Raw genomic sequence first — 21413 nt, 5'->3', positions numbered from 1 at the left:
TCGGCATAACTAAAAAAGCCAACATAACAGAGCGTTGCACATAAAAAAAAGCCGGGCATATGCCCGGCTTTTCTCCCAGAGACTGACTTAGAAAATCAGGTGAGCCATACCTGCAATCACCGGCAGCGCCACCAAGGTACGCAGCAGGAAGATAATAAACAGTTCCCACAGCTTCACCGGCACTTTGGAGCCAAGCAGCAGTGCACCGATCTCAGACATGTAGATCAACTGGGTCACAGAGAGGGCGGCAATCACAAAGCGGGTCATCTCGCTGTTGATGCCCTCTGCCAGAATCGCAGGCAGGAACATGTCCGCGAAGCCCACCACCATGGTCTGGCTGGCTGCAGCCGCATCGGGGATCTGAAGCAGCTCCAGCAGCGGCACAAACGGCTTACCCAGCATGGCAAACAGCGGAGTGTATTCGGCCACCATCAGGCCCGCCGTACCAATGGCCATCACCACCGGCAGCACACCCAAAATCATATCAGCGGCATTGTGCACACCCTCGCGAGCCACATCGCCCATGCTTTTCACCTTGCTGGCACGTGCCAGGGCAAGTTTGTAACCAAAGCTCAGGGTGGTTTCGCCAGCCGGGATTACCTCTTCATCACCGGTGCGGGTGCGACCGTCGACAAACTGGTCTTTCTTGTTGGACAGGGGCGGCAGGCGCGGCACAACAATCGCAACCACAATACCGGCCAGACACACGGTACCAAAGAAAGGCAGGAAGTAGGCTTCCAGGCCAACGGTACCAATTACCACCAGAGAGAAGGTGATGGAAACAATGGAGAAGGTGGTGCCGATAACAGCCGCTTCACGCTCGGTGTAGTGTCCCTGCTCATACTGTTTGGAGGTCATCAACACACCCACGGAGCCGTCACCTACCCAGGAGGCGAAACAATCCACGGCGGAACGACCTGGCAGGTTGAACAGCGGACGCATCAGTTTGGTCATGGTGGTGCCCACCATCTCCAGCAGACCGAAGTTCACCAGCAGCGGCAGGAACAGTCCCGCAAACAGGAATACGCAGAACAGCAACGGCGCCAGGTCATTCAGTACCAGACCACCGGTATTGCCGGAGTGAATCGCTTCCGGGCCGACAGTGAAGAAGGTCAGAATCACAAACACGGCGCCCACAACACGGGTGACGGCCCACGCCGGAGTCACATTGAACAGGCTGTTCATAAAGGGGTGATTCACGATCACGCCCGGCTTCACCAGTTTGGTCACCAGCGTCATCACGGCCGAGAAGACGATCACTGTGGTCACCAGAGTGACGCCAAAGCTATCCATCTCTGCCAGCAGGCCTTTGGCCAGCACTGCCACGGGAATGGTCAGATTGCCATTCACAGACACGGGGGTCATAAAGAGGAAAACCCCAATCAGGGATGGCAGTAGGAACATCAACAGGTTCCGGGTGGACTTGACGTCCTGGAGTTGCAAAGTCTGCTCGCTATTCACGGCTTCGACCCTCTTATCGTACTTCTGGGTTTGGGGGTTCGCCTCAGCCACCATGAATGAATATTCATTGTGGGGGGATGACGGGGCACAGAGTACCCCTATCCCTGAAGATTGAAAACCCCCCGCCCACCCAAAAAGTGAGACCGGGATCACATATATTTATTCACCTCAAGTGGGTAGCCATTCACACATGTGCTGATTTGCTCAAAACTCAATCCTGCTCATCATTAGCCAGGCGACGTTTAAGCTGGTCCAGCAGATTGGGCGGCACGCCGTGAATAGTCAGGGTATCCCGAACCGGATCCCACTGGACTCGCTCACCGAGGTGCTGTGAATCAAAACTCACTGACACCCCTCCACCGGTACCACTGAATTTTTTCAGCTGTCGCAAGGTGGATTGATCCGCCGGGAAAGTGTCTTCCAGTTCATAGGAGCCGGTGGACGTAAACTGGTAAAACGCATCCAGCCCCTGATCCGCCAGTTCATCGGAAAGATCTTTCAACTGAATCGGCTCACCCACGGCCACCTGGCTCTTGCAGTAATCAAACACCGCTTCCCGGGCCTGCTGACGCTCACCTTTATCCAGTTCGGTTTCAGAAACGAAATCCTCAACCGCTTTCATCAGCTGCTGGTTCTGCGCCTTGGCATTCACCCCTTCGACACACCCCATGAAATCCAGGAAGAAGTCGGCCACTTTCCGTCCGGCGCGCCCCTTCACAAAGGTCAGGTATTTCTTCGAGGTGGGGTCCGCTTGCCACTCGGTCAAATCAACACGGGCGGCAAGTTGAAGATTGCTAAGATCCAGATGCTCGGAACCCTGCACTTCCATCTCATCGGAAACCGACACGGATGGCTTGGGTGACAGCAGAGCAACAAACAGATAGTCGGAGGCAACGTGGTTGTATGCCGCCATCAACAGGTAACCACCAGTGGCAAAATCGTACTTGGCCAGCTCCTGACCCAGCAGCTGGCCCGCTTCGGCGGAAAACTCCACAAACCCTTTGTTGCCGGTGCGCCAGGCGGTCAACGCCTCGCGAAACGCGTCATTTGGCTCGGCATCGCTTCCTTCGGGCACACCAAAGTGCCCGTAGCCTTTACCGGCCTTAGCCGTATAGAGGCGGTGCAGTTCACCGACGAGATCATCCAGGGCATTCGAATGGCTGAGGGGCTGGGGGCGCAGTTTGCACTGCAACTGGCCATCATCGGCACGGATTACGGCGTGCAGGATGGCTTGGTCGATTTTTAGGCTCATAGACACCACAAAGGACTGGGGCACAAAGCCACCTATTATAAGAGGGGGAAGCCAAAGGGCATCCCCCTTTTTTTCGCTCGGCAAGGGCGACGCAAGCGACGGATTCAGGTACAATCCCGCGCCACTCCGGCAAGGGCTAAGTGCCCGAACTCCCTCCCTTAAATCACGAAACAGGATCCCTTCATGGCAATCGTTTCCAAATACACCAACGAACAGGTTGAATCACTGCTGCACGAACTGCTGCTGGTACTGGAAAAGAATAAGACCCCGACTGACCTGGCACTGATGGCTCTGGGCAATGCGGCGACAGTACTGATCAACAGTAAAGTCAGCCCGGCAATGCGTGCTCCTCTGGCTGAACAGTTTGCCGAAGCACTGAAAGCCTCCGTTGACGCTCGTTCTGACGCCTAAACAGCTGAAATTCTTGGCTGGAATTGTCGTTTCTTTCACCGTAGGATAAACAGCACATACAGGCGCCGAGCCACCGCATGCACGCACAAGATCAACAGAAGGACAAGGTGTCACAGCTCGTGCTGTGGGGACACTGGTTCACCTTTTTCAACATGATTCTGGCGATGCTTATCGCCACTCGCTACATCGCTACCGAGGGTTGGCCGGATACCTTGTTGGGACAAGCTTATCTGCTGACCAACCTGGTGGGCCATTTCGCCTTCCTGGGTTTCGCGGTGTATCTGTTGACCCTGTTCCCGGTGACGCTGCTGCTGCCCTTCTCCAGGATTTTGCGCGGCTACGCTGCGGTGGTGGCCACCCTGGCCCAAAGTGCCCTGCTGTTCGATACCCTGGTTTTTGATCACTACCGGCTGCACCTGAATCCCTTCGTACTCGACGTCGCAGCCAGTGACCTCCTCGCGCTGTTCAATACGCCAATGCTGGTTGCCGGCCCACTGCTGCTGTTGGCTCTCCAACTGGTTCTGGCGAACGGCCTGTGGAAACGGCTGCACCGGATCCGCCGGCGCAAACTTGGCACCCGTATCGTTGGCACCCTGATTACCTGCTTTTTCGCCACTCACTTTGTCCATGTCTGGGCCGACGCCACCGTTTATCGCCCTATCACTCAGCAGGACGACATGTTCCCGCTGCATTACCCGGCAACGGCGAAAAGCTTTATGACCCGGCAGGGTCTGGTGGATGAGGACAGTCTGGTCGAAGCGGAACGTCTGGCCGCACCGACCAGACAGCTGGCCTACCCTTTGTCCCCCCTCCAGTGTCATGCGCAATCCAGCCCCAACGTGTTGGTGGTTGCGGTAGAGGCCTGGCGTGCGGATATGGTGGACCAGCAAACCATGCCTAAACTGCTTGAACGGGCGCCCCAGAATCACTGGTTCCCCCGCCACTACAGTGGTGCCAATGACTATCAGAACGGTCTCTACAGCCTGCTCTACGGCATGCTGCCCGCCTATGAAGCATCACTGAATGCGGACAAGAAAACGCCGGTTCTGATTGAGCAACTTGCCAAGCGGGATTACGATTTCACGCTGTTTGGCGACAGTCGACTGCTCACCAACCGCAACCTGAGCGCGATGCTGGCTCCCTTCAGTCTGGCGTCAGTGGAGGAGCAGGACAATCTGGCCGAGCAAGACATCGAGACCACCGATGCCGTACTCCAGTACCTGAAGAGCGCTGAGGGGCCGCAATTTGCTCTGGTGACCTACCACTCACCGGCCTACTACAGCACGCCGATTGGCTCGGTTGGGATCCCCAGTGTTAAAGCGGATGTGCGGTTGAATTACGCCGAGCAGGTACTTTACAACCAGTACCGGCAGTCTCTGCACTTCCTGGATGGTGAATTGGATCGCCTGCTGGACAGTGTGGGAGAGGATACTGTGGTGATTGTGACCGGTACCCATGGCCAGATGTTCACCACAGACAGCAGCACACGCGCACAGCGCAACTTCTCTTCAGGATCCACCCAAGTGCCGATGTTGGTGCACTTCCCGGGAGACAACGGCTGGACAGCCCCACACCAGTCCAGCCACTACGGCGTGGTCGGCACCCTGATGACCCGCCTGCTGAGCTGTGAAAACCCGACTACGGACTACAGTCTCGGCGACACCCTGTACCAGCCACCGGCACACCCCTTCCTGGTGATGGGGAACGATCGGTACTTTGCCATTCGTACCGCGAAATCCATCACGGTGATCGATAAGCACGGCGATTACCGGGTCTACTCCCCCGAGTACAAACGACGCCGCGATGCGGGCCTTGATGTGCAGGTTTTGCTGGGTGTGATGGATGAGGGTCGTCGATTCCTTGCCCGATAACGTGGGGATTGCGCAAAGATAAAGCACTTAACCCCTGTGGCGCTTGCAATTGCCCTCAGGAAACGTATTATGGCCTCCGTTGTCGGCCAGTAGCGCAGCCTGGTAGCGCACCGTCATGGGGTGTCGGGGGTCGGAGGTTCAAATCCTCTCTGGCCGACCATTTTAAAGAGAAAAGCTCTAACCGAAAGGTTGGAGCTTTTTTCGTATCCGCCCCCTGCTAAACGCCGTTGGCGTTTGGGGGTCGGACCGAGCGTCGGACCGGGTTAAATCCTCTCTGGCCGACCATTTTAAAGAGAAAAGCTCTAACCGAAAGGTTGGAGCTTTTTTCGTATCCGCCCCCTGCTAAACGCCGTTGGCGTTTGGGGCCGGGCCTAGCGTTGCGCCAAGTCTAATTATCCCTGGCTGGCACACAGGCAAAAAAATCCCCCGCAGGTGGCGGGGGTATTGGTTGTCAACGGGTGGTTGGGAAACCTGTCCCGTAGGCTCAACCCTAGTCTTCCCCACTATTTCGGTCAATTTTCCAGCCCGCATGAATCGTTTCCAAATGTAAGCCCGTTGCAAGACTGTGATCTGTCGTCCGCAATGGTTAACCTAATGTGATCTGGTTAAGGAGGAATCATGAACCGATGGATTGGGGCTCTGCTGATATTGGCAGGCGCACTGGCAGCGGCCACCTGGGCTGGCATCACTCATCAGCAGCCAAAGTACTCTGGCGGAAGGACGCTGACGGGACTTGAGGACTCTGTTGCCATCAAGTTTGACGACTATGGTGTCCCGACCATTGAGGCGCACTCCGACACCGATGCGTTGAGGGCACTTGGCTGGCTGCACGCACAGGAGCGGTTGTTCCAGATGGATGTGTTGCGTCGCGTTGGCAAAGGGGAACTGGCAGCTCTGTTCGGTGCGCCGGCGCTGGAAACGGATCGACTGTTTCGAACCCTGGGCACACGCCAGTGGGCAGCGGTTCAAACCAGCCAGATGGAAGCCAGTGAACCACAGCTGACCGCTTGGGTGGACGCATACTACCAGGGAGTTAACCAAGCGATTGCCTCACTCCCGATGCCGCTGGAATATCATCTGCTCGAATCTGAGCCCGAGCCCTTCAGCCGCGTCGATGCCTTTGCGACCTTAAGTTACATGGCCCACAGCTTTACCAGCGCCTTCAAGCAGGACCCGCTGCTTACCGCACTGGTTGGCCAGTTGGATCCTATCTATCATCACGCTCTGGTCAGCGGTTGGCCCGATCAGTACGCCGCCACCCCATCAAGCGAGCAGTTCGTCGCCTGGAGCGCCTTTGCCGACAAGCTGGACGGTCTGCTGCCCCTGGGGACGCTGCAAGGGTCAAACGGCTGGGTGTTAAGTGGCAAACGCAGTGATACAGGTATGCCGCTGTTCGCCAACGATCCCCACATCGCTTTCTCAACGCCCCAGGTGTGGTACGAAGCGCACCTCCGCACCCCAACCCGCGAGCTCTACGGCTTCTATCTCCCCGGGCTTCCCCTTCCACTGCTGGGCCGCACTCCCGAGCGCACATGGGGCTTAACCATGCTGCTCAATGATGACGCGGATCTGTACCAACTGAATGCCGACGGAGACCACTATCTTCTAGATGATGAGCCGGTGCCCTTTATCGCTCACTCCGAATCGATCCCAGTCAAGGGCAGCGAACCCGAACCTTTGTTGATCCGCCACAGTGTCCATGGGCCTCTGGTCGATGGTGTGCTTGGCCTGCCAGAGCCCACCGCTCTACTGTGGACCTTCACAGAGCATCGTAATCGCCCGCTTTCCGGGCTCTACCAACTGCTGAACAGCACCAATCTGCAGGAGTTTGAGGCCGCACTGGAGCCGATATGGTCACCGGGTGTGAACGTGCTTTATGGGGATTCGGAAGGCAACATCGCCAAATGGGCTGTGGCCCGTTATCTGGAGCGCAGTGACGGGGTCAGCGGGGCATTGATACTGGATGGTAGCCTGAGTGCGACACTGCCAAAGGGTTACCACCCCTTTGAGCACAACCCTCGCTTTATCAACCCGGAATCCGGCATCGTGTTCTCGGCAAACCATCCCTACGGCGCCCCTTGGCAAGCGATGGAGCGAGCCGGCTACTATGCCCCCATCTTCCGACCAGCGACCCTTGAGCAAGCGCTGTCGGCGCAAGAGGTCTGGAGCATAGAGCAACTCAAAGCGGTTCAGACCGACTCCCGTAATGGCCGGGCTCTGGCGTTAAAAGCCTTACTGTTGGATGCCATTGACGACAGTCCGGAACGGGCTCTACTGGCCCGCTGGGACGGTCGCTACAGTGTGGACAGTGCCGGCCCAACCCTGATTGAAGCGGTGTATCAGTCTCTGCTGGAAGCCACTTTGGCGGATGAGCTTGGCCCGGAGCTGTTCAGCGCCCTGCAGCATCAGTCGCTGGTTGACCGAATTATGGCGGAGCTGCTGAATGACCCGGGCTCGCCCTGGTGGGATCATCAAGCCACGGCAGAATACGACAGTCAGAAGAGCATTTTACGTTCCGCCTGGGCCGATGCCCTTGCTCAGCTTCCTGACCCCATCCCAACCTGGCAGGAGCAGGGTAAGATGCGTCATCGTCATCCGATGGGACAGGTTCCAGCATTGGCTGCATTATTGGAGGGGCCTGCTCTGCCCATTACCGGGTCCAAGCGGGCAATCAACAATATGGCGTATCAATATGGCAGTGAGACTCCCATCGCCACCTTTGGCCCCTCTACGCGGCGTCTGGTGGATATTGGCGCGCCAAACTCCGCCTACGCCATCTCCCCGTTGGGGCAAAGTGGCATTCCGTTCTCCCCCCACTTTGCTGACCAGGCGGAACGGTACGCCAAAGGCGAATACCGGGCCACCCAGCTCGCTCCGATTAACGGAAAACCCGACTTGACGCTTCACCCACAATAAATTTCACTTGAATGAGAACGCATCCCATTTACAATGGATGCGTTCTCGAGTGATCTCTGGAGTCGGAAATGGGAAAAGCAGCCAAAGCCCAAAAGAAGCGGGATAAGAAAACCACCAAGGCCGTGGTCAAAACCCTTAAGAAAGCGCTGAAGGAGCAAGGCGCGCTGCCTGACCTCTCCAAGGAGCAACGAAATCGATTGGCAGATTCGTGGGTAAAGTCGATTCTGGATGAAGGTAAAGCACCGGTGTTTACCCTGTTCCCCGGCTCTCTTGATCCGATGACCCCCCTGAAACGCCGTCCCTGTAAAAGCTGCCCTGCCCTTCAGGGAAAAGCCTGTAAGTGCGCGCTGAAGCGCATGAAAAAGTCAGCTTGAGCCGATGGATTAACCGAATTGCACAAAGGCTAAGCAAACGATTTCATTAGAGAAAAAAGCCCTTGCATCCCAGACTGAAGGGCCTAAACTAAGCCTCGTTTTCGGCCAGTAGCGCAGCCTGGTAGCGCACCGTCATGGGGTGTCGGGGGTCGGAGGTTCAAATCCTCTCTGGCCGACCAAATAACCCTAAGAAGCCCTAACCGCAAGGTTGGGGCTTTTTTGCATCTGACCTCCCCCGGCTAAACGCCGCTGGCGTTTGAGGTCGGACCGAGCGTCGGACCGGGTTAAATCCTCTCTGGCCGACCAAATAACCCTAAGAAGCCCTAACCGCAAGGTTGGGGGCTTCTTAGCACCCTCCCTCCGCGCAATGAACAGGGGATCGCCGTCACAGCTTTGCCCATAAGCAACACAAACAAAGCAAAACCGGATCCCGACCACAGTATTGTCGCGTTTTGGACGCTATTACTTTATTGCAACATTCGGTTGGTCGCCCATTCCATCAGGAGGTGGAACCATGAGACTGACATTAATGATGATGGGGCTACTTACCCTGACGGGCTGTTCAATCTCAGCCTGGGATCTCAGTAACATTCGGAGCTGGAGTGACATCCGGCTGTGCGAATATCACGCCTACTTTGGTGAGAATCTCACGTTAAAAAACTTTGCTGGCGAAGAGATCAACCGACGCCAAGAAAGCGGCGTGATGTCACTGGATCGTGCTCAATGCAAGCAAGCGGGTCGCTCCCAGTTGGAGGCGCAAGCCGTCTATAACGAAGCGTATTGGCTCAGCCACGGGTTGGACCACACTCGATTCTGACCCACCGTTCATCAGCCTGTCGCCTGCGTTAAAGCGAACTGCCGCATTGTGGGCGCAATTCAATACTCCAAACCCAACTCCACTTCGCGTACGATGGCCACCCTCAACCGACGTGATCTTGATCACTCGCCTTCCGGTTCTAATGAGGTAGTATCACTCGCCCGTGAATTTCATTCATATGCGAGCAAGCCATGACTACTCTCGTTGCCATCGCTGTTACAACAGGTATTCTCTCTGCGATTTGGGGTTGGTTGTCTGTCGCTTTAGGGCTTCTGACCTGGGCGGGATTCCTAGGCTGCACCAGTTACTTCGCCTCACCGGATGACAGCCTTAAAGGTCTGGGCGTGAGCCTGGCCACCAACCTCTCCGGTGTCTTTTGGGCCATGTTGATCCTGTCCGGCAGTGATTGGCTGGGTACCGAGATGCTTGGATATGGATTAACCGGTCTGGTGGCCTTCCTGATGTGTGTTCAGTCCCGACAAAGTTGGCTGACCTTCATCCCCGGCACATTTATTGGCTGTTGCGCCACCTTCGCGGCTGCGGGCCAATGGCAGTTGGTCGTTCCATCACTGGTACTGGGAGGCGTATTTGGCTTTCTGATGAAGCAATCGGGACTCTGGTTGTCAGTTCAAGCCAGGTCCCCGAAAGTGCCGGAGGAGGAGGTGGTGGTGAATGAGCAATAGCCCGAATCAATCAACATTAGTGTCAGACTCCACGGCATCTTCAACCATCATATAGCCGACACCCCGAAGCGTTACGATGCGATATCGACAACCCTTCAACACTTTACGCAAATCGTTAATGAGTACCGGCAGGCTATTATTTCCTACCATTCGACCTGCCCATACAAACTTTGCCAATTGTTCTTTGGCTACTGGCTCACCTAAGTTTCTGATGAACATACATAATGCCCGCACCACAAAGTTACTGCATTTTAGATATTCATCCTTACCGGGGAGCAGTAATAGTGCCCTTTGATTGAAGGCATCGTCATCAGAGCAAAATCGGTAGCTGATCTCTTTCCCCAACGCCCTGTCTTTATCGTCTCTTTTGCACAGTGCGCAATGCACGGTATCACACACAAAATCCTGAATCTCATCCATAAGGCACCATCAGAGTCGGTGGGCGACTGTCTCGACGTATAAAGCGCCTAGTGTCGACAATGAATCGGAGCGACAAATTAGAGTAAACATTCACCCAAATTAGAGTAAAAGTTCATCTTAGATGCCAACTTGCTAATAATTAGGGAGGCTGAAAAAGGCGCTTGGTTTACATCGTTAGAGCCGGCCATAAAACTGCCTAAACATTCGACAAAACCAGACAAATATCCATTCAGAACCACTTAAATGAGATTATCAGGCCGAATCAGAATTTAGATTCATTTGTTGTAACGCCATTGTAAGAACTGGACGTTTTGGCTTAAGAAAAGTCACTTTTGGGCGTGTCATGGTGAAATGGCCATTCCGTCTATTATTCGACCTGGCTGATTCTGATTTTCTGTCTTCTCTTTAGCCACTTATGCGCTTCATCAACCACCAGTAGCGTAGTAGCCAGCGCCAGCAATTCTGCCCACTGCCCCCAAGTCACCGGATTGATCTGCAGTATCTGCGCCAATGGAGGCCAAAACATCGCGCCAAGATGAATCCCCTGGGCAACAAGGATCCCCATTAGCAGCAGAGGGTTACCAAAGAATGGCAGGCGCCAGAGTGATTGGCGCTCGGAGCGACTGTTCAGTGCATGGACGTTCTCAAACAGCACCATCATCAGCAGCGTCAGGTTTCTTGCTGCATCCTCAGCGATGCCCAGCTCGAGTGCATGGTAAAACACCGCAAAGCTGACCACGCCCATGTAGAGCGCCGAGGTCAACACCCGCTCCAGCATAAGAGGATTAAAGATCCGCTCCCGGGGGGACCGGGGCGGCTGGTTCAGTTCATCGCCCTCCGCAGGCTCAAAGGCCAGTGCCACATCCTGAACACCGTTAGTGACCAGGTTTAACCAGAGGATCTGCAGAGGCAGCAGGGGCAGGGGCAAACCGAACAGCACACTTAAGATAAACAGGACTATCTCAGCAGCACCGGTAGAGATAAGCAGGTAGATCACTTTTCGGATATTACTGTAAACAATCCGCCCCTCTCTCACACCATCGACAATCGAGGCGAAGTGGTCATCGGTCAGGATAAGGTCGGCGTTCTCTCTGGCGACATCCGTCCCACGTTTGCCCATGGCTATCCCCACGTGCGCGGCATGCAGCGCTGGCGCATCATTCACTCCGTCCCCCGTCATGGCAACATTGTGCCCTTCGGCCATCAACTCCCGAGTGATGGTCAGTTTCTGCATCGGTTCAATCCGTGCAAAAACACGGCTGCTTCGCACCAATTCCGAAACCGCCTCCGGACCAGCCTTCTCAGCTTCCGCTAGCTGAGTGCCGGTAACCACCGTTTGTTCGCCCCTTATCAGATCGAGCTCAAGAGAAAGCGCTCGGGCCGTGTCCGGGTGATCGCCGGTAATCATCGCCACCTCTATCTGGGCTTCCCTACACTGAGCCACCGCCTCAATAGCGTCGTGGCGTAAAGGGTCCACCATCGCGACGGCGCCGAGAAACCTTAGCCCTGAGGGAGGATTCTGTGGGTCGAGATCGCCCTGCCACTCGCCATCTGCCAGCGCCAGCACCCGATAGCCAAGCCCCGCGAGTTCGGACAGTTGTACCTTAAATCGTTCTGGCGCCCAGTCCGTGCCCATCGCACTATCACACAGGGGCAGAACCCGTTCCAACGCCCCTTTCAGGTACACTCTGGGCCCCGAGGGTTCCTCAACCATCACGGCGGCATAGGCCAGCTCTGGTTCATAGGGGATAGTGGACAATATCGGCAGATCTATCCCTTCCTCCGGCTTCAGGCCCGCTTTCCCGGCAAGCACCAGAAACGCCAGGTCAACGCCATCCCCCTGCCCGGTCCAGCTTCCGTCGTCCGCCTTTACTGTGGCCTCATTGCAGAGTTGGCCCGCATGCACCAGTGCCATAACCTCGCGCTTCTGGGATGGCAGGGCATCGATTCTTCCCGCTCGTGCCATCCCCTCTCCGCTGACCGGTATGCGGCTCCCTTCCGGTAACCAGATCTGTCTGACGGTCATCTCATTAACCGTCAGCGTTCCGGTTTTGTCTGAGCAGATAACGGTGCAGGAGCCCAATGCTTCGACGGCCACCAGTTTCCGTACGATCACCTTAACCCGGGCCATTCGGCGCATTCCGATCGCCAGGGCGACAGTAATGGCCGCCGGCAACCCTTCTGGAATCGCGGATACCGCAAGGGCGATACCCAAAAGGAAGACGGTGCCCAGATCCGCTCCACGCAGCAACACAATCAGAAACAGCGCCGCAATCACCACCAGCACGCTGACAGCCACCACCAGAGTGAAGCGTTCAATTCGTTTCAGCAGTGGCGCTTTGGCTTCTGGCTGGGTTTTCACCGCAGTGGCAATACGGCCAATCTCACTGCGCTCACCGGTCGCTTCCACCCGGCCTTCACCACGTCCATGCAGCACCATGGTCCCAGCAAAAACGCAGTCATTGCGGGCGGTAATCGCCCCCTCAACAGGCTGCTCGCTGACCCGCTTGGCCACCGATAGGGATTCGCCGGTCAACACCGATTCATCCACTTCCAGGCCACTGGCCTGGGTCAGGCGGATATCGGCACTGATCCGGTCACCGCTGACCAGCGCCACCTGATCACCCGGCACCAGCTCGGCGGCATCACGCTCCTGCAGTATGCCATCCCGGTAGACCCGCACTCGCCGAGGCACCATTTTCTGAAGTGCACTGGCCGCCCTTTGCGCTGAGTACTCCTGCAGCGTCCCTATCAGGGCGTTGATCGCCAGTACAAGCAGAATAAACAGGGTGTTGAGTTGTTGATTCAGGAGAAACGCGACCGCCGCTGCAACCAGCAATACGTACACAAAGGGGGTCGCAAACTGGCCCATTAAGAGACGCAGCAGTGACTTTCCCTTTGCCTGAGGTAATCGATTCGGGCCGAAGCGGGCCTGCAGTACCTTTGCTTGCTGTTCTGAGAGTCCTTGAACCATTTTCGAACCGCCGGTGAAGTAAGAGCGGCATACAAACACCGCAACAGTTCACGCCGTATGCTGCTATAAAGTTAGTAAACATAAGGAGTTTTAGCCTTGTGAAAGGCCAGCAAACGGAGGCAAAAATCATGAAGGTCGATGAGATCCTGGCAGTCACTCCCCCACCTGAGTGTTTGGGCGACAGCATTGAACCAGCGGCGGCCCTCGCTCGTCTCTGGCGAGCCAATCTCACCCTGCTTTACCACAATCAACGGCCTCATGATGTCGAAGCGCTAAAGGAAAAAATTGAGGAACTGAAACAGAGTGAGATCCCCAAGGTCACCCTGCAGGGTGACAACTGGGAGCGGCTCAGTGAAGTGGTTGAAGCGATGCAAAAACTGGTTCGCTACGACCTTATCCTTAAGGTGATGCACCATCGCAGCCAAAAGCACACCACGGATTGGCACATGCTCAGAGCGACCCAGGCCCCGCTCTACCTGCTCAACCCCAAACCCCATAACACCCAGGCCCGGATTCTGGTGGCCATGGACCTGGACCACCGTGACGCCGCAGTGCAACAACTGAACCTGAAGGTGATGGCCTACGCCAAACTGCTGGCCCAGGCCAAAGAGGCGGAAATCCACGTGGTTTATGCACCTCATCTCTCACGCTTTCTGCATGAGTTGGACCTGATCAGTCCCCATGAGGTTGAAAAGACGGCCACCGCAAACTGTGCAGAGGCCCGTGCCTGGCTGGAAGCCGAAGGCGTGGACCCGGCCAACATCCACATCAAGCCGGGGGATACCGGACAGGTGGTTCGGGACAAAAGCTGCAAGCTGAAGGTGGATACCCTGGTGATGGGCTACTTCAAACGGAGCGGCGTGCTGAGTCAGCTTTGGCGCAGCAATGCAGAGCGCCTAATCAGCACCCTGCACTGCCACCTGTTGGTGGTGCCCGCAGACACCCAGTAACTATCCGGCGGCGTCAAGCTCCAGAACGACTTTGGCGCCGCTTTGATCCAGATTGATTCGGCTCTCTTTAAGAAATACCCGCTTGGGATCCAACCCGGCGTCCACCAGCGCCCCTTTCACAGCTTCCCCGCGCTCCGAGGCCAGGGTTTTCAATGCCAACTCGTCGACGGGCTCCGCCTCAAGCAGTTGCTCGTACAGCCCCTTCTTCCAGCGGCGTTGACGCTCCGCCTCGTCCAGATCGGGCAGACGGGCCTTAAGGGCCTCCTCTTCCGCCTGAGCACGTCCCATCCCCTTCACCGCGTCATAGGCTGCGGCCAGGACCAATTCCGGCGGTTCTGTCAGGCCACTGCCTTCCGGCATCAGCCGGGCGTCCACCCGAACCTTGGCCAGCGCCTTGCTGTCAGCAACCGGATCCACCGCCCCCTGGGCTGAGAGCACTAGGCTGGGCCGCTGAGCAAGTGCCTCCACCAAACGGGCCAGTTGCGCCTGGCTGTCGTCACTGATGACCGTTTCTCCCGCAGCAAACTGAACGTGATCCGGCGGGTCTTCTCCCCCCAGCAGACTGCCGAGCAGTGAAAACGGTGAGGTCACGATCTTGGTAATCACGTTGCCCAGCGCTTTGAGGATCAGGGGGCCGATGGCAAACTCCGGATCATCCAGGTTGCCGGAAACCTCCAGCCCCAAGTCGATAACGCCATTGCTGTCTTGCAGCAGCGCGACGGCCAATGCCACCGGCAACGTGGTGGCTTTATCGGAATCAGAGCGCTGCCCCAGTTTCAGTTGGCTGATCACCACCTGGTTCTCACCCTTGAGCTGATTGCTCTCAAGTGCGTATTTGAGGGAAAGGTCCAACTGGCCCTGATCGATAAAGTAGCCCGCATAGGTCCCCGAATAGGGGTTAAGCGAAGTGAGTTCCACATTGTCGAAATTCAGAGCCAGGTCCATAAAGGGCTCAGCCGCCAGTGGCTGTACTGTTCCCTTCAAGGAAACGGGGGCATAACGATCCACCTGTCCTTCGATATCGACCGTAGCGCGGCTGTCGGTCTGAGCATCCAAGCCAGCAATTTCCCCGGTCAAGGTCTCGATGCCGGTGGCAAACTTGGGCGTCAGGGTGTTGTCCGCAAAGAAAGCGGAGCCGTTGCTGAACAGCACCCGGCCAATGGTGATATCGAATGGCGCTTGTGGCTCGGAAGTGTCACCAGAAGCCCCTGTCTCATCACCGGCAGGCGCCTCTTCACTGGCTACCAGCCCGGCAAAGTTGGTGGAGCCATCCTCATCGATAATGACGCGCGCGTAAGGCTCATCAAACGCCAGTTGATCGATTGCCAGACGGCGGTTGGCCAGGTCAAACTCAATCCGGTTGATATTGAGCTGACCCCACTTCACAAAGTCGCGTTCCGCCGCCGTATCCTGGGTAACCAGCTGGGCAATATCCACGCTTCCGTCATAGCTGAGGGAGAGCGGCTCACCCAGGGCCACCTTGACGGCACCATGGGTACTGAAACTGCCGCTGGCGAGGGTCAAGTCCACCATCGGCTGCCAGTATGGAATGGTGCTGAGCAGGTCAAAGTCGTCCACCACCAGGTCAAACTGACCGGCGGACTGGTCCAATCGCCAGTCCCCATCCACCGTCACCACAGCCTGTTCATTGATCTGGGCATCAAGATCAACGGTTAAAGGTCGAGTCAGATCCGTTCCCAGAGGGCCAACCTTAAGGGGCGCAATATTCACCACCCAGGTGGCCGCCTGCTCCAATGTCTGGTCGGTAAACTCCAGCAGTCCCTCCTCCAGCAGCACGCTGTCCAGCGACACTGACCAGGCGGGCGCACTCCCCTCGGCCGCCCCTTCGGAGGGTGTGTCACTTTCCGCCGAGATGGGCGTGAGCAAGGTGGCCAGATCCATCCCCTCTTCAGTGAGGTTCGCTTTCAGATCCAAACCGTTGAGTTCGAGTGCACCGAGTTTGACCGTCTGCTTGGCCAGGTCAAAGTCGATGGGGGCCAGCCTGGCCTGCTGAAGGGCGATAAAGCTGCGGTCCTTGTCGGTGAGATCAAGACCGCGCAGGGTGATGTCACTCTGAGACAATGTGAACTGGAGTTGCGGAGCCAGCGACACGTGCGCCTGAAGGTTGGCGTCCAGTTTGGCGCGAGCCAGATCAAAGCGGAAATCCTGGGCCAGATAGGGCCAGTAGCGGGTGAGATCGGCGTGTTTCAGATCCAGAGCAACCGTCACATCCAGCGGGTCGAACGTGGCGGACAGTTCAACATCCGCTTTGCCCCCGCCGGGCCCACTCAGGCTCAAAGCAACCCGGTTATCACCGCGGGAGAGGTGGAAGTCTTCCGCTTGCAACGCGAGATCTGTCAGTTCCGTTGCATGGCTTTGATCCTGCTCGTACCGCACTTTACCGCCGGTAATGGCTAGGAAATCAATAGCCAATTTTGGCAACCCGGACTTGGGTTTGCCCGCCGGTTCAGGTTCCGCGGGTGCATTGAGCAGCGGGGCCAGCGCCTGTTGCCAATTGTTGTCCGCTCCCAACTGACGGTATTCGAGCAGGGGGTCGGCCAGGGTCAGGCGATGAAGTTGCCAGTGCCGATTAAACAGTGATCGCCAGGGTTCAAGATCCACTTCAAACTGGGAGAACCCAGTCAGCGGCTTACCATCTTCTCCCGTCAGCAGCAGGTCACTCACCGACAAGCGCCACTCCAACGGGTGGAAACGCACCTCACCCAGGCTCAGGTTGGCCGCCATCTCCTGCGACACCCACTTGGGCGCCTGACGTTCAATAAGCGCTGGCAGGCCCCACCCCAATAACGCCAGATAGCCCGCGAATGCCGCTGTGGCATATACACCGATGCGCACCGGGCGCCGTTGCCACAAGGTTGCTAATTTCACCGCCACCTCAACCTCGATCTTTTCATACAGTGTAGGCGAACACGCCCATCCATTTGTCCGAGTGACCCGGGGATAAAATCCTCGTAGCCAGATCCGCTATGTTATCGAAAAACAGCGTAATTTCACTACAAAGCAAACATTTAATGGCGGGATTTGTAAATCTCCTCAAGGCAGTACCACTAAGCTCTGCACCGGCACACCCGTTGGCAGACTGTAGGCTTTGAGGCCACGGTCCTGCTTGGGTAATTCGTGCCCGCAAACCGGCCCCCACCGTACAGAGAAGGCCGAGCCTATCGGGGTGAACTCAAGCGATAAATGGCGATACCGGTATGGAGCCAACGGGAGGGTGGATGGTCGGCCGAACCTGGAGCAACGCGGCCAGCGAAATCAGGCAGACCCCGAACAGTGACGCAATCTCACTATTTCAGGGCCTGGCTTGCTGCACAGGTGCTAAGGGATGGGAGTCGCGTTCAGCGCACCCTCTGCATGCGCCTGTGGATGACGCTCAGAGGTGACGTACCAGTCCCTCCAGAGCCGGAGCGGAGCGCGCTTCCGTCTGCTTGAGCGGAGTCCCGATATAGAGAAAGCCCACAATCTCATCGTCGCCCTGAACGCCCAGAGCTTCCCTCACCAAGGGGTGACGGGCGTAGGGGCCCGTACGCCAGATCCCGCCCAAACCAAGGCTGTAGGCCATCATCTGCATCGCCATTACGGCACAGCCCGCACTCAGGTGTTGTTCAATGGCTGGCACCTTGGGGTGCTCGGACACTTTCGCGATCACCGTAATAACCACCGGTGCCCGGGTCGGCAGTAAACGCGCTCGGGCCAGAGCTTCCCCTTCGGCGCCGTCCGCTTTGGCCGCCTGAAAGTAGATCTCTCCCAACCGCTCTAGACCCTCTCCCTCCGCCACCACAAACTCCCAGGGGGTCAGGCCGGCATGATCCGGCGCTCGGGCACCCGCCGCCAGCATCAAATCCAATTGCTCCGCGGTAGGGCCGGGGTAGGTCAGTCTGGGCTGAGAGTGGCGGTTCAGCAATAGCGCTTTGGCGTCCATGGTTTACCTCGTAATCCTTATCTTATCTGGCCGCCATGCTGACCCAGCCACCGGCGAAAATCAACGGAGCAACAGCGGGGTTATTTCCGTGACAGGTAGTCATCCAGGCTGGTGTAGCGCCCACCGCCAAGGAAATAGAGCGCCAGCAGCATCACAAAGTAGGTCACCGCGAACTCAATCCCGTTATTCAGTATCACGAAGTTACCGGAGCTGGTCAGCCACTCGTAGTTGCCGTGCTCCTGCAGTATCCCCTTGGCCCGTGACAACTTCTCTGCCGAGTCAATGACCTGTTCATTGGCCAGCCATGAGCTGGGGTCAGCAATGGCAAGCCAACCGTTCTTCCAATGCACCGCAAAGGCCGCCACCAACATGGTGACCATCAATGGCAAGGTAGTCAGTCGGGTCAACAGCCCCAGGATCAACAGCACGCCCCCCACCAACTCAGCCCCCACCGCCAGCGCTGCCATCAGTTCTGGCATAGGCAGCCCCAGTCCCCAATCGGGATTGCCAAACCAGGCGGCAGTATCGGAAAAATGGTTGAACTTGTTCCAGCCCGCCTGAATGAAAATGGGGGCAAGATAAAGCCGAATGGCCAGAGGGGCCAGACCCTCCAACGATGTGGTGGCGGCGTAGAAACGCTGCCATAGGTGCGTGAGGCTTTGCATAGAGAAGTTCCCGATTTGGAATTGTCGAGGGAGTGGACCGCCTCCCCTGCCCTTTGCTTTCAATAGTGTGGCTTAATTCCGGTGGATCAGATATTCGAGATCTTCCCTTAAATCATCCAGTTCGCGATTCAACTTGCGAGATTGCCTCGGCGTCATCTCGGCATGGATGGTGATCAGCCCACGGGCCAGCCGACGTCGGTTTTCCTGGATTTGGCTCAGATACTGCTGGCCTTTTAACTCATCGGGGGTCACCAGCAGCAGCGTTAACTCCCGCTCCAGTTGCTCGCGGTCTGAACGCTGCCGAAGCGCCTTCGCAAAATGATCAATCCAGTCCTGTCGATACGCCAGCCACAGCGCCAGAGTGTTGTGGCGGTTAAGGTTGTAGTCGGCAATCACGGCTTTCTGGGCCGGCGAGAGCTTGCCGAGCCACTTCCGCATCGACTTTTCCATCATCTTGTTGGCTCGCTTAACCCTTTTGGACAGAGACAGTTCGCCATACTTCTCCTGAAGTTCAGCGTTCTCCTGGTTGATCTGCGCCAGGATCTCCTCCACCTGCTTATCACTGAAGGATTGGATCAGACCAACAATATCGGGAAGAAGGTGAGCAAACAGGCGATACCAGTGTTCCGAGGCTTCGTTCATATGCCTCAGCACGGTCTCTTCGTCGAGGGGCCCGGCGACATCCGCCTGCAGTCGTTCGAGGTGCTCGAGGTAAAGCGGCAGTTCATGGTGGCGATGCCAGCGAAGCTGGCGCTGAATGATGGCATCGAGCGCCCCCTCCTGGCTCGAACTCAGGGTGACGTAGTCGTCGACTTGCCAGGGAATGATCCAATCGAGCCAGCCGTAGACAAAGCGGGGCGAACAGCCCCCGAGAAAGGTCAATAGCAGCAGGATCCACGCCCATCGTTTCATCGACGGTCCCCATCCATCATTGGCTTTCGCGTCTGCTTCACCGGCATCCTCTCCCCTGTCTCGCGGGGTTATGGCATCCACACCCCTATCTGTTCAAAGTAGTGGGTACGCCATTGAGAGTAAATGGGATCCTTTTGGCTGTGTGCCATCTGATCGGCCCACGCTGCACTCATCAACAGATAGAGCACCACCGCAGCACGCATCGCTTGCCACTCAGTGTCGTTGGCCTCAACCCCACGAGCGTCCAGGTACGCCTGCCAGAGTCCGGGCTCATCCGGCGCATCCACCAGCCAGGGGGCCAAATCCATCAGCGGCGACCCGGTTCCCGCGTACTCAAAGTCGATGGCACGCCAGCGCCCATCAGGCCCAATCAGGAGGTTGCCCGGATGAAGATCCCCATGGATCAGACCTGAGGGCAAACGGCTTTGTTGCAGGCTCTCCATCCATTCAGGCAGATGTGGCAGATAGCGTTGCAGTTTGTCACTGTCCGGCCGCAGGTAATCGAGGATCCGCTGTGCGGGATCGATGGGTTGCCAGCCTCCCCCTATCTGGTGCAGCTCGAGCATCAGTGCCAGCAACGACGCTTGGGGGACCGTGTCGGGCACTACCCCACCGTAATCAGCCAGGCTGAACTGCGGATCCCAAAACCGCAGCTCAGGAGCCCGATCGATGGCGGAGGCCGCCTGCCAGATCCGGGACTCTTGCTCCCGGTCCACGCAAAACGCCAGATTGGGGTTGTGGAGTCGCAGCACCCAGTCGCCCGACCCACTGAGACGCCATAGCCGGTTGCCCAGCCCACCCCCTATCGGTGAGACCCGCTCCCACTGGAATCCGGCCCGCTCAAGTCGGGTCAGAGCCTCGTCGAGCCGATCAGACACCACGCAGCTCCAGACCGGGGTCAGCGTCCAGCTGGTACTGTGCGCGCCACTGGAAGTAGGCCACCGTGGCCATCACCACATAGAACACAAACAGACCGGCGGTGAGGTAGAACCCCTTCTCCAGATAGAGATAGATGGAAGCCAGATCGATCACCACCCAGTAAAGCCAGTTCTCCACCACTTTGCGGGCCACCATCACGGTGGTCACCACGGCAAAGCAGGTGGTCATGGCGTCCAGGTAAGCCATGTCAGCGTGGGTGTGATTGTCCATCACATAGCCCACCGCCAACGCGCCCAAAGCCGTCGCGCCGATGATCAGCAGGTGTGTGGAGAGCGACCAGCGCACCATCGGCACCCCATCGCCATCCCGACCACCAAAACGCCACTGCCAGAAACCATAGGCGGCCATCGCCAGGTAGTAGACGTTCAGCACCGATTCCATCAGCAGCGCCACCTGCCAGAACAGCACGGTGTAGATCAGGGTACTGGCTGCTGCCGCAGGCCAGCACCAGATGTTGCGCCGCATCGCAAGCAGCAGGTAAGCGATGGCCAGCAATACGGCCACCGCTTCCCAGCCAGACAGAGCGTGTGCTTCAGCCGCAGCCTGCTGCAGCCAATCACTCACTGTGGTCAAGATTCACTCCGCCGGGAATAAACTTGCAGACAAAAACACCCTTGCCCCACTGCTCATGGGCCGCTTTCATCTCCGCCGCCAACAGTGCCATCACGGTGTCATAGTCCCCCATCAACTGAGTGCTCATGCCGTTGGTCAGGCGGCGCACCTCGGGGTATTGGTCCAGCCGTTGAATAAACCACTTAATCACGGACAGGTAATCGTCATTAAGCGGGTACAGGCTGATCTCTACGGCCAATTGCATGGCGGTCT

The 21413-nt window shown here is 57.1% G+C and carries 18 protein-coding genes and 2 tRNA genes; 9 read left to right on the top strand and 11 right to left on the bottom strand.

The window, feature by feature from the left end:
* Positions 1-87: 87 nt before the first annotated feature.
* Together KUV52_RS11850 and yejK are read right to left on the bottom strand one after the other, a co-directional pair.
* Complete coding sequence (locus KUV52_RS11850; RefSeq protein WP_222526142.1) at positions 88-1404, bottom strand: YjiH family protein; 1317 nt, start codon at positions 1402-1404, stop codon at positions 88-90.
* Between the two features lie 268 nt (positions 1405-1672).
* Entirely contained in the window at positions 1673-2713 is a 1041-nt protein-coding gene (gene yejK / locus KUV52_RS11845) for a nucleoid-associated protein YejK (protein WP_222526141.1), read from the bottom strand.
* Positions 2714-2896: 183 nt separating this feature from the next.
* Between yejK and KUV52_RS11840 the strand changes: the two genes are divergently transcribed.
* From KUV52_RS11840 to KUV52_RS11805, 8 genes are all read left to right on the top strand, one after another.
* The gene (locus KUV52_RS11840; protein ID WP_222526140.1) at positions 2897-3124 is read left to right on the top strand and encodes a DUF1414 domain-containing protein; all 228 of its coding nucleotides are present in this window, start codon (positions 2897-2899) and stop codon (positions 3122-3124) included.
* Between the two features lie 77 nt (positions 3125-3201).
* Positions 3202-4995 (top strand): DUF3413 domain-containing protein, encoded by a 1794-nt coding sequence (locus KUV52_RS11835; RefSeq protein ID WP_222526139.1) that lies wholly within the window; start codon positions 3202-3204, stop codon positions 4993-4995.
* Between the two features lie 83 nt (positions 4996-5078).
* Positions 5079-5155, top strand: a tRNA-Pro gene (locus tag KUV52_RS11830).
* A gap of 458 nt (positions 5156-5613) precedes the next feature.
* Positions 5614-7911, top strand: coding sequence for a penicillin acylase family protein (locus tag KUV52_RS11825; protein WP_222526138.1), 2298 nt, complete (start codon positions 5614-5616; stop codon positions 7909-7911).
* 68 nt (positions 7912-7979) lie between these two features.
* Positions 7980-8285: a hypothetical protein gene (locus KUV52_RS11820; RefSeq protein WP_222526137.1), complete on the top strand. Its 306-nt coding sequence runs from the start codon at positions 7980-7982 to the stop codon at positions 8283-8285.
* 102 nt (positions 8286-8387) lie between these two features.
* Positions 8388-8464: transfer RNA gene (locus tag KUV52_RS11815), tRNA-Pro, on the top strand.
* A 335-nt stretch (positions 8465-8799) separates the two neighbouring features.
* Positions 8800-9102, top strand: coding sequence for a hypothetical protein (locus tag KUV52_RS11810; RefSeq protein ID WP_222526136.1), 303 nt, complete (start codon positions 8800-8802; stop codon positions 9100-9102).
* 191 nt (positions 9103-9293) lie between these two features.
* Entirely contained in the window at positions 9294-9785 is a 492-nt protein-coding gene (locus KUV52_RS11805) for a DUF1097 domain-containing protein (protein WP_222526135.1), read from the top strand.
* A gap of 6 nt (positions 9786-9791) precedes the next feature.
* On the opposite strand, the gene KUV52_RS11800 is transcribed toward KUV52_RS11805, so the two are convergent.
* Both KUV52_RS11800 and KUV52_RS11795 read right to left on the bottom strand, forming a co-directional pair.
* The gene (locus tag KUV52_RS11800; RefSeq protein WP_222526134.1) at positions 9792-10205 is read right to left on the bottom strand and encodes a transcriptional regulator; all 414 of its coding nucleotides are present in this window, start codon (positions 10203-10205) and stop codon (positions 9792-9794) included.
* A 367-nt stretch (positions 10206-10572) separates the two neighbouring features.
* The gene (locus KUV52_RS11795; RefSeq protein ID WP_222526133.1) at positions 10573-13179 is read right to left on the bottom strand and encodes a cation-translocating P-type ATPase; all 2607 of its coding nucleotides are present in this window, start codon (positions 13177-13179) and stop codon (positions 10573-10575) included.
* Between the two features lie 128 nt (positions 13180-13307).
* Between KUV52_RS11795 and KUV52_RS11790 the strand changes: the two genes are divergently transcribed.
* The gene (locus KUV52_RS11790; RefSeq protein ID WP_222526132.1) at positions 13308-14129 is read left to right on the top strand and encodes a universal stress protein; all 822 of its coding nucleotides are present in this window, start codon (positions 13308-13310) and stop codon (positions 14127-14129) included.
* Here the strand turns inward: KUV52_RS11790 and KUV52_RS11785 are convergent, their stop codons facing one another.
* From KUV52_RS11785 to KUV52_RS11755, 7 genes are all read right to left on the bottom strand, one after another.
* A complete protein-coding gene (locus tag KUV52_RS11785) occupies positions 14130-17018 on the bottom strand; it encodes a DUF748 domain-containing protein (RefSeq protein ID WP_222526131.1) in 2889 nt (962 codons plus the stop codon).
* Positions 17019-17523: 505 nt separating this feature from the next.
* Complete coding sequence (locus tag KUV52_RS11780) at positions 17524-18072, bottom strand: NAD(P)H nitroreductase (protein ID WP_222526130.1); 549 nt, start codon at positions 18070-18072, stop codon at positions 17524-17526.
* Positions 18073-18152: 80 nt separating this feature from the next.
* Positions 18153-18737 carry a DoxX family protein gene (locus tag KUV52_RS11775; RefSeq protein ID WP_222526129.1) on the bottom strand — a complete coding sequence of 195 codons (585 nt, stop codon included), beginning with the start codon at positions 18735-18737 and terminating at the stop codon, positions 18153-18155.
* Positions 18738-18809: 72 nt separating this feature from the next.
* On the bottom strand, positions 18810-19649 hold the full coding sequence (locus KUV52_RS11770) for a DUF6279 family lipoprotein (RefSeq protein WP_222526128.1): 840 nt from the start codon (positions 19647-19649) through the stop codon (positions 18810-18812).
* Between the two features lie 68 nt (positions 19650-19717).
* Positions 19718-20527, bottom strand: a complete 810-nt coding sequence (locus KUV52_RS11765; RefSeq protein WP_222526127.1) for a phosphotransferase — start codon at positions 20525-20527, stop codon at positions 19718-19720.
* Positions 20520-21161, bottom strand: a complete 642-nt coding sequence (pnuC, locus tag KUV52_RS11760; protein WP_222526126.1) for a nicotinamide riboside transporter PnuC — start codon at positions 21159-21161, stop codon at positions 20520-20522. Before pnuC ends, KUV52_RS11765 begins: the two co-directional genes overlap by 8 nt.
* A complete protein-coding gene (locus KUV52_RS11755; protein ID WP_222526125.1) occupies positions 21145-21405 on the bottom strand; it encodes a YkoF family thiamine/hydroxymethylpyrimidine-binding protein in 261 nt (86 codons plus the stop codon). The genes pnuC and KUV52_RS11755 overlap by 17 nt, the downstream gene beginning before the upstream one ends.
* Positions 21406-21413 lie beyond the last annotated feature (8 nt).

Source organism: Ferrimonas balearica (assembly GCF_019802055.1).
GTDB classification, from domain to species: Bacteria; Pseudomonadota; Gammaproteobacteria; order Enterobacterales; family Shewanellaceae; genus Ferrimonas; species Ferrimonas balearica_A.
Note: the sequence above shows the minus strand (reverse complement) of the source record. Positions and strands in the feature narration are given on the sequence as shown.